Raw genomic sequence first — 12,006 nt, 5'->3', positions numbered from 1 at the left:
CGGCTCAGATGCTCACTTCTCGGAGACGGCCGCCGCGAGCCGCTCGAGGGAGTGCTCCAGGGCGCCTTCCTCGAAGAGCGGGAAGGACACGGCCTTCTTGGCCTCCGGGGTCGCGTGCTCCCACGAGTAGGTCTCGGTGACCAGCGTGGCGCCGGGGCCCTGGGGCTCGAGCTCCCAGATCCACTCCCAGCCCTCCAGCTCGGCGCCCTGCGGCTTGGGCTTCCAGGCGAGGAGCTTGTTCTCGTCGTAGCCGGAGACGGTGTTCTCCATGACGTAGTCGCCGCCCATGTGCTCGCCGTTCATGTTCATCACGAACACCTGGCCGACCTTCTGGATGCGCTGGTCGTCGCCGGAGACGACCGTGCCGGAGCCGTCGATCTGCCGGTGGCGCGAGGGCAGGCTGAGGACGTCGAATATGGCGTCGGCGGGGGCGTCGATGACGCGGCTGGCGGACAGGCTGTTCTCGGACACGGGTGGTTCCTCTCGTCGGCAACGGTACGGCCCCACCGTAGGCAGACGGGACCGGTCCCTGGCCAGGGCTGTCCGCTCCCCGCGTAGCCGGGGCCCGGCCCGTGCGCTCAGCCCGGCTCCGCGCCGAGGCCCTGCGGCTCCCCCGCCAGTGCCCGCAGATAGCCCGCGAAGCCCCGGTCGACCCGGCCGGTGCTCCGGCCCGAGGTCAGCACCCGCACCCGGTCCGTGGCGAGCACCCGGTGACCGCGCGCCCGCGCCGCCTCCGCCAGTCCGACGTCCTCGCCGTGCGGCAGGGGCGGGAAGCCCCCGCACGCGGCGTACACGTCGGCGCGCACGCCCAGGTTCGCCGCGTGAACGTGGGGGTGCCCCTCCTCCAGCCGGTGCCGGGCGTGCCAGCGCGCCAGGAGACCCGCGGCCAGGTCCCCGGGGTCGGGTTCCACGGTGCCCAGGAGCAGCTCCGCCCCGCGCCCGGCGGCGTCCAGGTGGCCGGTGAGCCAGTGCGCGGGCACCGCACTGTCGGCGTCGGTCGACACGATCCAGGTGCGCGCCCCGGCGGCTCCCGCGGCGGCCACCGCGGCGGCCCGGGCCGCCCCCGCGGTGCCCCAGGACCCGGCGACGACGTCCGCCCCCGCCGCCGCGGCGATCCGGGCGCTGCCGTCGGTGCAGCGGTCCAGGGCCACGACGACGTCCACCCGCACCGGGGGCCGGGCCGCCCGCGCCCGGGCGGCGGCGTGCTGCACCGTGGCCAGGCACCGGCCGAGCAGCCGCTCCTCGTTCCGGACCGGCACCACCACGACCACCCGCTCCACCCCGGTCAGCACGTGCCCGCGCCGGCGGTCCGCGGCCCCACGGGCTCGAAGACCTCCAGCAGGAAGTCGCGCTCCGTGTGGCGCAGCAGGGGCCCGAAGCGGGCGTCCGCGTGCACGGCGGCGTGCACGTCGGCCCCGTCGAGGGGCCAGCCCTCGATCGGGTGGCGCCAGTGGCACAGCAGGAGGTGTCCGTCCGGCTTGAGGGACCCGGCCACGCGGTCGAGGAGCCCGCCCAGCTGCGCGGCGTCGAGGAAGTAGCCGGTCTCGGAGACCACCACGAGGTCGAACCGCCCGGGCGGCCACTGCCCGGGCAGCCGGCGCCGCTCCACCTGCACGCCGGGGAGCTCCGCCAGCCGCTGCCGGGCGCGATCGACCGCGACCCCGCTCGCGTCCACGGCCAGCACGGACTCCGCCCGGCCCGCGAGCTCGGCGGTGAGGGCACCGAGGGAGCACCCCGCCTCCAGGACCCGGCGGTACCGGGGGCGCGGCAGCGCGGCGAGGGTCACGGCGCGCTTGCGCCGCTCGTACCAGGATGAGTCGACGTCCCAAGGGTCCTCGGCGCCGCGGTGGACGTCGTCGAACACGGCGGCGGCGTCCCGGGCCTGCCCTGCGGGCGGGAGCACGAAGAAGTGCTCGGCCGGGCGGCGGAACCGGGCCAGCACTTGGGGGCCCAGGAGGGCTTCGTCGCCCGGGGCCGGGGACAGCGGCAGGACCTGCGAGGCGTGCGCGGCCAGGGCCTGCTCCTTGGCCGCGCACGCGGGGGCGTCCAGGGCGAGGACCCGGATCCCGTGCGGGGGCAGGTCCTCGGGCCCGCCCCAGTGCCACAGCCAGACGGGGTACTCGAGACACTCGACGCCGTGGACGGAGGCGGCCGCCCGGGCGGCCCGGCCCAGCACCTCGTGGTCGACGTGCCCGTCGTCGCCCCACGGGGCGGCCAGCACGCCACGCCGCCCCGCGGCGGCCCACGCCGCGGCCTCGGCCACGGGGGCGCGCAGCGCCTCCCCCGCCGACGCCAGGGCCCCGTCGGGCAGCCCCAGGAGCTCGGGGACCACGCCGTCGGCGAGCCGGTCCGTGGCGGCGGAGGCCTCGGTCCGGCGCACCCGGGCGAGGTCGGCGGGGGTCCGGGTCGGCGAGCGCGGGTGCGACTGCTCGCCCAGGGTCGCCACGACCACCCGCACCCGGGCGCCTGCCCGGGCCGCGAGGGAGATCAGGCCGCCCGCGCCGAGGCTCTCGTCGTCCGGGTGGGCGGCGAGGACCACGAGGCGGTCGATCCCGTCGAGCTCGAGCGGGCGCGCGGCGTGCAGGCGCGGCGCCCGCGCCCACACCGCCTCGGGGGTGCCGGGGTCCCGGTGGTCGAACGTCACCACGGGCGGTCCCCCGCCGCGCCCTCGAGCAGGGCCCGGCCCAGTGCCGCGGCGTCCCGCTGCGCGTGCTCCTGCCGGACGTACACCTGCAGGGCGCTCACCCGGCGGACGTGCTCGGGCGCGCCGGTGAGCGGGCCCGGCCCGGTGGCGGCCGAGACCTCCGCGGTCACGGCCTCCGCCGTCCGGGCGACGACGCGGCGGGTGCGCAGGGCCAGGACCGCGCCGCGCTCCCCGCCGGCCCGGCCGGCGTCGACCTGCTCCGCCGCCGAGCGCAGGGCCGTGCGGGCGGAGTGCAGGAGGGTGTCGACGACGCCGAGCGCCGCGTGGCCCACCTGGTCCAGCGGCCGCACGTCCGGGGCCCGGCGCCGCACGGCGTCTCCCCACAGGACGTCGGCCACCCCGGCCGCGCCGCCGTACCAGCACGCGGCCACGCCGATCCCGCCCCAGGCGAAGCCGGGGCGCTCCAGGTACCACCCGTCCTCGCCGACCGGCACGGCCGGCACCGCCGTGCACCGCACGGCGCCGGTCGGCACGTCCCGCAGCCCGGCCGGCCGCCAGTCCTCGGTGCTCCCGGGGACGACCCCGGGGTGGGCGAGGTCCACGGCGAAGGCCCGGCGGCGGCCTCCGCCGGTGCTCGCGGTGACCACGGCCCGGTCGAGGTGCGCGGCGAGCGAGCACCACGCCTTGGTGCCCGTGAGCTCCCACCCGCCGGCCCCGTGGCGGGCCACGAGCTCGTGACCGGGGGCCTCGGCGGCCCAGACGCCCCAGGCGGCGGGCGGGCCGGCGAGCTCCTCGAGTCCTGCCTGGTGCAGGATCGCGAGGGCGTCCAGGTGCGGCTCGACCACGCGGGCGAGGGACAGGTCGAGCCGGGCGAGCTCGGCGAGCCGCCGCCACAGCTGTCCGGTGCGGCCGGCGCCGGGCAGGGGGAGCTCCTCGCCGAGCGCCCGGGCCACGCCCAGGGCCTGGTCCAGGGCGCCCGGGGTGCCGGCGCGCAGGGCCGCCGCGGCCTCCTCGGCGCGTCCGGGGCCGGCGGCGGGTCGGGGGTGCGGCGGGGGCATGCGGTGTCCATCGGTCGGCGGCAGGGAGACGATCAGCCTACGTCCTGCCCGCCGGGCCCGCTCGCGCCCCCCCCCTCCGCAGCGCTCCGGCGAGGACCCGCGAGCGGGCCTCGGCGGACCGGGTCAGTAGGCCTGCTGGGACGGGTCCACCTGCTCGATCCACGCCAGCACCCCGCCCTCGAGGTGCGCGACGTCGGTGCGGCCCGCGGCGCGCAGGAGGTGCAGGGCCCGTTCGGAGCGCGCCCCGGCCTTGCAGTGCAGCAGCACCCGGCGGCCCGGGGCGATCCGGGCGAGGGCCTCCCCGGACTCGAACTGGTCCAGCGGGAGCAGCCGTGCCCCGGGGATCGCCGCGAGCCGGGCCTCGTAGGGCTCCCGGACGTCGACGAGCTCGAAGTCCGCGGCGCCGCGCTCCCGTGCCGCCAGCAGCTCCGCGAGCTCGGGGGCCGTCACGGTGGGGACGCCTCCCGGCTGCGGGCCGGGCGCCGGGCAGGCGGGGGCGCTGTCGCCGGCCGACGCCAGGGTGGTCACGGGCGCGCGGCCCGGCGTGGGCACCAGCGGGATCTCCCACCAGCGCGCCGAGAGGGCGTCGTAGGTGGCGACCCGGCCGAGCATCGTGGTGCCGATCCCGGTGACCAGCTTGACGGCCTCGACCGCCATGGCGGTGCCCAGCAGTCCCGGCAGCACGCCGAGCACCCCGGCCTCGGCGCAGCTGGGCACCGTGCCCGGCGCCGGGGGCACGGGGTAGAGGTCGCGGTAGGTGGGCCCGTGCGCGCCCCAGAACACCGAGTACTGGCCGTCGAAGCGCAGGATCGAGCCCCACACGTGCGGGACACCGGCCAGCTCGCACGCGTCGGAGACGAGGTAGCGGGTCTCGAAGTTGTCCGTGCCGTCCAGGACGAGGTCGTACCCGGCGAGGACCTCCTCCGCACTCTCCGCGGTGAGCCGCTCGCGGTGCTCCACGACGCGCACCAGCGGGTTGAGGTCGGCGATCCGCGCGGCGGCCGAGGCGGTCTTGGGCGCCCCGAGGGTCCCCTCGCCATGGATCACCTGGCGCTGCAGGTTGGAGGCGTCCACGTCGTCGTCGTCGACGACACCGAGGGTCCCGACGCCCGCGGCGGCGAGGTAGAGCAGGGCCGGGGAGCCGAGGCCGCCCGCGCCCACGCACAGCACCCGGGCGTTCTTGAGCCGCCGCTGGCCCTCCTCGCCGATCTCGGGGACGGTCAGGTGGCGGGCGTAGCGGCGCAGCTCGGCGTCGGTGAGCTCCGCGGCGGGCTCGACGAGCGGGGAGAGGTCCACGGCGCTCAGGCGTCCAGTCCGACCCACTCGGTGGAGCCGTCCGCGAACCGCTGCTCCTTCCAGATGGGCACCTCGGTCTTGATCCGGTCCACGAGCGCGTCGCAGGCGGCGAAGGCGAGCTTGCGGTGGGCGGCGGCCACGGCGGCCTCCAGGGCGGAGTCCCCCACGCGCAGGTGGCCGACCCGGTGGGCGGCCCAGATCCGCACCCCGGGGAACTCCTCGGCGACCCGGCGGGCCACGTCCTGGACGGCCCGGTCCGCGCCGGGGTGGCAGGTGTAGTCGAGGCTGGTGACGGGGCGGCCGCCGTCGTGGTCGCGGATGACACCGCTGAAGGAGACCACGGCGCCGGTGCGCTCGTCCTGCACGGCCTCGACGGCCCGGGCGTGGTCCAGGGGCTCCTCGGTGACGAAGGCGCCGACCACGGCGGTCTCCGCCTGGATCGGTCCGGGTGTGCTCATCGGTCGGTCTCCTCGTGCGGTCGGGGGTCGTGGCGGGGGCCGTCGTGCCCGCGGTCGCGGTGGCCCTCGAGCTGGTCGCAGACGTGGTCGAGGATCGGCTCGAGGACCTTCAGCCCGTCCCAGACCCCGCCGGTGGAGCCGGGGAGGTTGACCACGAAGGTGGCGCCGCTGACCCCGGCGTGCCCGCGGCTGAGCACCGCCAGGGGGGTGGTCCTCCGGCCCTCCGCCCACAGTGCCTCCATGATGCCGGGCAGCTCGCGGTCGAGGAAGGGCCGGGTCATCTCGGGGGTGAGGTCGTCCGGGCCGAGGCCGGTCCCGCCGCTGGTGACGACCACCCGGGGGCGGTCCGCGGGGGCCCGGGTCACGAGCAGCCGCTCCAGCTCGGCGCGCACGTCCTCGCCGTCGGCCACCACGAACGGACCTTCGACCTCGAAGCCGTGGGAGCCGAACCAGTCGGCGGCGATCCGCCCGCTCCGGTCCTGGTAGACCCCGGCGGCGGCGCGGGTGGAGGCGACGATGACGGCGGCGCTCCTCATGCGGCGTCCCCGTCGGTCCGCGCCCAGTCCCCGGACTTGCCGCCGGACTTCGCGAGCACCCTGACCCGGTCGATCTCGGCCAGCTTGTCCACGGCCTTGATCATGTCGTAGAGGCTCAGGGCGGCCACCGAGGCCGCGGTCAGCGCCTCCATCTCCACGCCGGTCACCCCGCGCGTGCGCACCGTCGCGGTGATCCGCACGCCGTCCGCCAGCCGCTCGAAGTCCACGGTCACCTTGCTGATCGGCAGCGGGTGGCACAGCGGGACGAGCTCCGGGGTCCGCTTGGCCGCCATGATGCCGGCCACCCGGGCCACCGGCAGGGCGTCCCCCTTGGGGAGGTCCGCGGCGAAGACCTGCTCGACGACGTCGGGGCGGGTGCGCAGCGTGGCCGTCGCGGTGGCCTCGCGGGTGGTCACGGCCTTGTCGGAGACGTCCACCATGTGCGCGGACCCGTCCGCCCGGACGTGCGTGAGGCTCTGCTGCTGCTCGGTCATGTCGGTTCGGTTCCCTTCGGCTCTCCCGGATGGTGCGTCCCTCCCATTCTGGCCCACCCCCGCGCCGCGCACCGCCGCGTCATGTCTGGTCCCGTGCCGGGACGCGGTGCTAGCTTGACGGAACGCGACCAGAGCGCCGTCGACGCCGCCGGCACTCGGAAGGAGCCACCGTGCTGTCAGACACCTCGTACCCCGTCGTCAAGGCCACGCTGCCCGTGGTCGGGGAGAACATCCAGGAGATCGCCCGGCGTTTCTACGCGCACATGTTCGGCGAGCACCCCGAGCTGCTGGACGGGCTGTTCAACCGCGGCAACCAGGCGGACGGCCGGCAGCAGCAGGCGCTGGCCGGGTCCGTGGCCGCCTTCGCCGGCTACCTGGTGAACAAGCCGACCGAGCTCCCGGACCACCTGCTGTCCCGCATCGCGCACAAGCACGTGTCCCTGGGGCTGCACCCGGACCAGTACCAGATCGTGCACGACAACCTCATGTGGGCCATCGTGGACGTCCTGGGCGACGCCGTGACCCCGGAGGTCGCCGCGGCCTGGGACGAGGTCTACTGGCTGATGGCCAACGTGCTCATCAACCAGGAGCGCGGCCTCTACGAGGCGGTCCGGCTCTCCCCCGAGACCGTCTGGCGGACCTGGCGGGTGGTCGAGAAGATCCCGGAGACCGAGGACGTCACGACCTTCGTGGTGGAGCGCGTCGACGAGCGGGAGGTGAAGCGGTCCCTGCCCGGCCAGTACGTGACCCTCAGGATGGAGATGCCCGACGGGGTGCTGCAGCCCCGGCAGTACAGCCTGACCCGCGCCGACGACGGACAGCACCGGCGCTTCGCGGTGAAGCGGGTGCGCGGCAACGGCACGCCGGCCGGCGAGATGTCCACCCTCCTGCACGAGACGGTGCAGGTGGGGGACGAGGTGGTGCTCTCGGTGCCCTCCGGCGACGTGGTCCTGGAGTACTCGGACCGGCCGCTGGTGCTGGCCAGCGCGGGCATCGGCGTCACGCCGATGGCGGGCATGCTCTCGCACCTGGTGAAGGACGGCTCCCAGCGCACCGTGCAGTTCCTGCACGCGGACGCCTCCCCGGAGACGTTCGCGCTGCGCGGGCAGATCGAGGAGGACCTCGCCGCCCTGGAGGACGGCTCCCTGAAGGCCTGGTTCGAGCAGCCGCGGGCGGCCGGCGAGCGCGCCGAGAACGAGTACGAGGGGTTCATGGACCTGCGCGCCGTGGAGCTGCCGCACGACGCGCAGTACTACCTGTGCGGGCCGCTCCCCTTCATGCAGGCCGTGCGCAGCGCGCTCGTCGCCCGCGGAGTCCCGCCCCGGGACATCCAGTACGAGGTGTTCGGCCCGGACCTCTGGCTCGCCGACTTCGAGTGACCGGCCGTGCAGGCCCCGGGAGAACGACCGGGGCAGGACCAGGACACGGCCCGAGGGCCGGACGACGACGACGGAGGACACGATGACGGACACGCACGGCAACCACGTGGAGGAGCTGGCGGTCAACAGCTGCTGGGACCTGCTCCGGGATGCGGGCGTCGGCCGCCTCGCCGTGTGGGTGGAGGACCACCCGGACATCTTCCCGATCAACTTCGTGGTGGACCACGGGACCCTCGTCTTCCGCTCGGCCGAGGGGACGAAGGTCGCCGGGGCCCTCACCGACGTCCCCGTGGCGGTGGAGATCGACGGGTACGACGAGCCCGCCGGGAAGGCGTGGAGCGTGGTGGTCAAGGGCCGCGCCGAGCGCATCCAGCAGGTCCAGGAGCTCACGGACACCCTCGACCTCCCGCTGTTCCCGTGGCAGGCGGGGCGCAAGGGCATCTTCGTCCGGGTCGTGCCGTCCCTCGTGACCGGCCGCCGGTTCCCGGTCGCGGACCCGGAGGTGTGGCGCACCCCGCTGTCGGGGGTGCGGCGCTCCCCCGACGAGTGAGCCTGCGCCGGGACGTGCTCCTCTGCCGGGCCGCCCCGCTCCCGAGCTGACCGCCGGCTGCGGTCCGGGCCGCGCGTCCGGCGCCCGGACGGCGGTCAGGTCCGGGCCCGCTCGTCGTCCTTGCCCCCGTTGCGCACGGTGAAGGTGAGCACCAGGGCGGCCACCGCGAACACGGCCAGCAGGGTCAGCCCCACGAAGTAGCTGTTGTTCTCGGCGTCGTAGGTGGCGCCCATCACGAGCGGCGGGAAGTAGCCGCCCAGGCCGCCGGCGGCCGCGATGATTCCGCCGATCGTGCCCACGTCCTTCGCCGGGGCGGCGCGTCCCACCCACCCGAACACGCCGCCGGTGCCCAGGCCGAGGAACACCGCCATGGCCAGGAACGTGGCGCCGTAGGCCACCTCCTGGATCGGCTGCAGCGCCACGACCATCGCGAGGACCGCCGTGCCGACGAGCGAGGTGATCGTGACGATCTTCGGGCCGAGGCGGTCGGCGAGGATCCCGCCGACCGGGCGGGCGACCACCGCGGCGAGGGCGAAGCCGGCGGTGCGGGTCCCGGCCGCGGTGGCGTCGAAGCCGTAGACGGTGTTCAGGTAGGTGGGCAGGTAGTTGGAGAACGCCACGAACGCGCCGAAGACCACGCCGTAGAGGAAGCACAGCTGCCAGGTCACCCGCAGGGTGAAGGCGTGCCTGATCCGGGGCAGCACCGGCTGCGGCACGGCGCCGGCGCGGACCGGGGACTCGCGCAGCCCGAGCCAGCAGACCACGGCCATGGCCGCGACGATCGCGGCGATGACCGCGTGGGCGCCCAGGTACCCGATGCCCGCGACCAGGCGCGGGGTGACGAACGCGGAGACCGCGGTGCCGGCCATGCCCGCGCCGAACACGCCGGTGGCGAAGCCCTTGCGGTGGGACTCGTACCACGCGGAGCAGAACGGGATGCCGATGGCGAAGACCGTGCCGGCGATGCCGAGGAAGAACGCGACGACCAGCAGGAGCCCGAAGTTGCCCAGCTGACCCACGAGGGCGGTGAGCAGCACCAGCGGGGTGGTCAGGGCGAGGATCGCCGTGAACATCACCCGCCCGCCGAAGCGGTCCGTCAGGGCGCCGACGGGCACCCGGGCGATGGAGCCGACGAAGATCGGCATCGCCACGAGCAGCGCGGTCTGCGAGGAGCTGAGTTCCATCTGCTCCGCGTAGCGCCTGGACAGCGGGCCCACGATGGTCCAGGCCCAGAAGCCCGCGGTGGACGCCAGCGTGGCGAGGAGCAGGTTCCGCAGCTGGCCGGAGCGCAGGTCCGGGGCCGCGGTGCCCGGGGAGGCGGCGGACGACGACGAAGATGACATGGCGGTCCTCGCAGATGGGGCTGGTCAGCGGCGGGTGCCGGCGCGGTTGCGGTGGGCGCTCCTGTCCCGGTCCTGGGTCCCGACGGGGTCCCAGCCGCGGCGCACCGGCACGGACCCTGTGGACCGGTGGTCCCGGGAGCGGTAGACGATGTACGGCCGGAACAGGTAGTGCACGGGGGCGGTGAACGCGTGCACCAGGCGGGTGAACGGCCAGACGGCGAAGAGCCCCATGGCCCACAGGGCGTGCACCTTGAAGGAGATCCCGGCGGCCGTCATCGCGGCGACGTCCGGCTGCAGGATCCAGATCGAGCGGAACCACGGGGAGACCGTCTGGCGGTAGTCGGGCACGGAGTGGTCGAACACCGAGATGAGGGTGGTGCCCAGCCCCGTGAGCAGCGCGGCCACGAGCATGACGTACATGAACTTGTCGTTCTTGGTGGTCGCCATGAACACGGGTCCGGTGGTGCGCCGGCGCCAGATGAGCATGATGATCCCGAGCAGCGTGCCCACGCCGGCCACGAGCCCGATGCTCAGGGCCAGGAAGTGGTACATCCCCTCGGTGACCCCCACGGCCTCGGTCCAGGTCTTCGGGATGATCAGACCCATGACGTGGCCCGCGAGCACGGCGAGGATGCCGAAGTGGAACAGCGGGGAGGCGATGCGCAGGATGCGGGACTCGTAGAGCTGCGAGGACCGGGTGGTCCACCCGAACTGGTCGTACCGGTACCGCCAGACGGTGCCGCCGATCACGACCGCCAGCACGACGTAGGGCAGCACGCCCCAGAGCAGGATGTCGCCGACCCCCACGGAGGCGGCGGCCGGGGCCGCCGCCTCGAGGGGGAGGGAGGTCCCGGGCGCGAGCAGGCTCGCGGCGGTGGCGGTCATGCGCTGTTCCTTTCGGTGACGGGCAGCAGCCGGGGGTCGTACGGGTCGAGGCCCACGGACTCCGTGGGCGGACCGTAGCCGGCCATCCGCAGGGCGGCGTCCCGGTCCTCCGGGGAGACCCCGGGCAGGGTGGAGCACACGAGGGCGACGACGCCGTGGTACGGCAGGCCGTCGTCGCGCAGCGCCAGCCGCAGCAGCTCGAGGGACGGCCGGTAGCGCTGGAGCAGCTCGTAGCCGTCCTCAGGGGAGACCTTCGCGGCGAACTCGAGCACGAGCGGCAGGTAGTCCGGCAGCTCGGCCCCGTCCAGCTGCGCGCCGTGGGAGCGGTAGACCTCCTTGAAGGCGGCGAGCGCCTCGCCCCGCCGCCGGGTGTCCCCGTCGGTCCAGTAGGTCAGGTGCAGGCTGTGCCGCCGGGAGAGGTCGAACTCCTGGACGTAGTCGGCCTGCACCTGGTCGAGCGGGCGGGCGCGCAGCCAGTCGAGGAGGTCCTCGGGCACGGGCGCGCCCACCTCCTCGAGGGCTTCCCGCAGGACGGGCAGCATGACCAGGAGCTCGTGGTCGGGATAGCCGAGCAGCACGGCGGCGGCCTGCCGGGCCACCGCGCTGCGCCGCGGGTGCCGGTCCGTGCAGCGCCCGGGGTCGAGAGTTCCCCTGCCGGCCTTGCCCAGCAGCCTCTCCAGCAGGCTCACGGCCGGTCCCCGTCCTCGGAGCGCGGCGGGAACAGCCCCGCGGGCGCCCCTCGGCCGTCCCAGTTGAGCAGGTTCACGCGCCCGGCCATCTGCTGCTCCGAGGTGGCGGACTCGCCGGTCTGTCGCGCCCGCAGGGCGTTGAAGTTCTCCACGGCCACGGGCGTGGGGCGCCCGGAGGCCTCGCCGAAGACGCCGGTCTGGCCCATCCCGGGCCCTCCGTCCACGTCGAGGGAGCAGCCGATCTCCTCGAGGTTGTGGGCGTCCTCCAGATGGGCGGAGGGGATGACGTAGCGCTCGTCGTACTTGGCGATGGCCATGAGCCGGTACATCTTCTGGATCTCGGAGCCGGTCATCCCGACGCCCTCGGCGATCGACTCGTCCGGGGCGTCCCCGAGGGCGATGTCCCGCATGTAGGAGCGCATGGCCGCGAGCTTGCGCAGCACGTCCGTGACGATCTGCGTGTCCCCGGCCGTGAACAGCTCGGCGAGGTACTCCACCGGGATGCGCAGCGAGTCGATGGCGCCGAACAGGTTGCCCGCGTCCTCGCCGTCGTGCCCCTGGTCCTTGAGCAGGTCCACGACCGGCGACAGTGGCGGGACGTACCAGACCATGGGCATCGTGCGGTACTCGGGGTGCAGGGGCAGGGCCACCCGCAGCTCTTTGGCCAGGGTGTA

Annotated in this window: 13 protein-coding genes and 1 pseudogene; 2 read left to right on the top strand and 12 right to left on the bottom strand. The window is 75.1% G+C overall.

Going from position 1 to position 12,006, the window contains the following annotated elements:
• Positions 1-12: 12 nt before the first annotated feature.
• From ACP7CD_RS15145 to moaC, 8 genes are all read right to left on the bottom strand, one after another.
• Positions 13-471: an SRPBCC family protein gene (locus tag ACP7CD_RS15145; RefSeq protein WP_017832116.1), complete on the bottom strand. Its 459-nt coding sequence runs from the start codon at positions 469-471 to the stop codon at positions 13-15.
• 107 nt (positions 472-578) lie between these two features.
• Entirely contained in the window at positions 579-1,292 is a 714-nt protein-coding gene (locus ACP7CD_RS15140; RefSeq protein WP_426120551.1) for a glycosyltransferase, read from the bottom strand.
• Positions 1,286-2,647 carry a PIG-L family deacetylase gene (locus tag ACP7CD_RS15135; protein WP_426120550.1) on the bottom strand — a complete coding sequence of 454 codons (1,362 nt, stop codon included), beginning with the start codon at positions 2,645-2,647 and terminating at the stop codon, positions 1,286-1,288. The genes ACP7CD_RS15140 and ACP7CD_RS15135 overlap by 7 nt, the downstream gene beginning before the upstream one ends.
• The gene (locus tag ACP7CD_RS15130) at positions 2,641-3,702 is read right to left on the bottom strand and encodes an acyl-CoA dehydrogenase family protein (protein WP_095651031.1); all 1,062 of its coding nucleotides are present in this window, start codon (positions 3,700-3,702) and stop codon (positions 2,641-2,643) included. Before ACP7CD_RS15130 ends, ACP7CD_RS15135 begins: the two co-directional genes overlap by 7 nt.
• Positions 3,703-3,825: 123 nt before the next feature.
• Positions 3,826-4,998, bottom strand: coding sequence for a molybdopterin-synthase adenylyltransferase MoeB (moeB, locus tag ACP7CD_RS15125; protein ID WP_126349823.1), 1,173 nt, complete (start codon positions 4,996-4,998; stop codon positions 3,826-3,828).
• Between the two features lie 5 nt (positions 4,999-5,003).
• Complete coding sequence (locus ACP7CD_RS15120) at positions 5,004-5,456, bottom strand: molybdenum cofactor biosynthesis protein MoaE (protein ID WP_035925876.1); 453 nt, start codon at positions 5,454-5,456, stop codon at positions 5,004-5,006.
• Complete coding sequence (locus ACP7CD_RS15115) at positions 5,453-5,992, bottom strand: MogA/MoaB family molybdenum cofactor biosynthesis protein (RefSeq protein ID WP_035925874.1); 540 nt, start codon at positions 5,990-5,992, stop codon at positions 5,453-5,455. Before ACP7CD_RS15115 ends, ACP7CD_RS15120 begins: the two co-directional genes overlap by 4 nt.
• Positions 5,989-6,486: a cyclic pyranopterin monophosphate synthase MoaC gene (moaC, locus tag ACP7CD_RS15110; RefSeq protein ID WP_426120549.1), complete on the bottom strand. Its 498-nt coding sequence runs from the start codon at positions 6,484-6,486 to the stop codon at positions 5,989-5,991. The genes ACP7CD_RS15115 and moaC overlap by 4 nt, the downstream gene beginning before the upstream one ends.
• A gap of 170 nt (positions 6,487-6,656) precedes the next feature.
• Here moaC and ACP7CD_RS15105 point away from each other — a divergent pair, with 170 nt between their 5' ends.
• Positions 6,657-7,865 (top strand): globin domain-containing protein, encoded by a 1,209-nt coding sequence (locus ACP7CD_RS15105; protein ID WP_035925871.1) that lies wholly within the window; start codon positions 6,657-6,659, stop codon positions 7,863-7,865.
• Positions 7,866-7,947: 82 nt separating this feature from the next.
• Positions 7,948-8,415 carry a pyridoxamine 5'-phosphate oxidase family protein gene (locus ACP7CD_RS15100; RefSeq protein ID WP_017832125.1) on the top strand — a complete coding sequence of 156 codons (468 nt, stop codon included), beginning with the start codon at positions 7,948-7,950 and terminating at the stop codon, positions 8,413-8,415.
• A 95-nt stretch (positions 8,416-8,510) separates the two neighbouring features.
• Here ACP7CD_RS15100 and ACP7CD_RS15095 read toward each other — a convergent pair whose 3' ends face one another.
• From ACP7CD_RS15095 to narY, 4 genes and pseudogenes are all read right to left on the bottom strand, one after another.
• Positions 8,511-9,758, bottom strand: coding sequence for an MFS transporter (locus tag ACP7CD_RS15095; RefSeq protein ID WP_426120547.1), 1,248 nt, complete (start codon positions 9,756-9,758; stop codon positions 8,511-8,513).
• 24 nt (positions 9,759-9,782) lie between these two features.
• Positions 9,783-10,643, bottom strand: a complete 861-nt coding sequence (narI, locus tag ACP7CD_RS15090) for a respiratory nitrate reductase subunit gamma (protein ID WP_017832127.1) — start codon at positions 10,641-10,643, stop codon at positions 9,783-9,785.
• The gene (narJ, locus tag ACP7CD_RS15085) at positions 10,640-11,332 is read right to left on the bottom strand and encodes a nitrate reductase molybdenum cofactor assembly chaperone (protein WP_095651028.1); all 693 of its coding nucleotides are present in this window, start codon (positions 11,330-11,332) and stop codon (positions 10,640-10,642) included. The genes narI and narJ overlap by 4 nt, the downstream gene beginning before the upstream one ends.
• Positions 11,329-12,006: pseudogene (gene narY / locus ACP7CD_RS15080) on the bottom strand (nitrate reductase subunit beta); the annotation flags it as partial. The gene narJ and the pseudogene narY, both read right to left, overlap by 4 nt.

It is taken from the genome of Kocuria sp. LHG3120 (assembly GCF_049897445.1).
Taxonomy (GTDB): domain Bacteria; phylum Actinomycetota; class Actinomycetes; order Actinomycetales; family Micrococcaceae; genus Kocuria; species Kocuria rosea.
Note: the sequence above shows the minus strand (reverse complement) of the source record. Positions and strands in the feature narration are given on the sequence as shown.

Bases quoted from the DNA above. Each gene is read 5' to 3' on its own strand.
- ACP7CD_RS15130 (WP_095651031.1), bottom strand. From the start codon at position 3,702: ATGCCCCCGCCGCACCCCCGACCCGCCGCCGGCCCCGGACGCGCCGAG.
- ACP7CD_RS15120 (WP_035925876.1), bottom strand. From the start codon at position 5,456: ATGAGCACACCCGGACCGATCCAGGCGGAGACCGCCGTGGTCGGCGCC.
- ACP7CD_RS15115 (WP_035925874.1), bottom strand. From the start codon at position 5,992: ATGAGGAGCGCCGCCGTCATCGTCGCCTCCACCCGCGCCGCCGCCGGG.
- moaC (WP_426120549.1), bottom strand. From the start codon at position 6,486: ATGACCGAGCAGCAGCAGAGCCTCACGCACGTCCGGGCGGACGGGTCC.
- ACP7CD_RS15100 (WP_017832125.1), top strand. From the start codon at position 7,948: ATGACGGACACGCACGGCAACCACGTGGAGGAGCTGGCGGTCAACAGC.
- ACP7CD_RS15095 (WP_426120547.1), bottom strand. From the start codon at position 9,758: ATGTCATCTTCGTCGTCGTCCGCCGCCTCCCCGGGCACCGCGGCCCCG.
- narI (WP_017832127.1), bottom strand. From the start codon at position 10,643: ATGACCGCCACCGCCGCGAGCCTGCTCGCGCCCGGGACCTCCCTCCCC.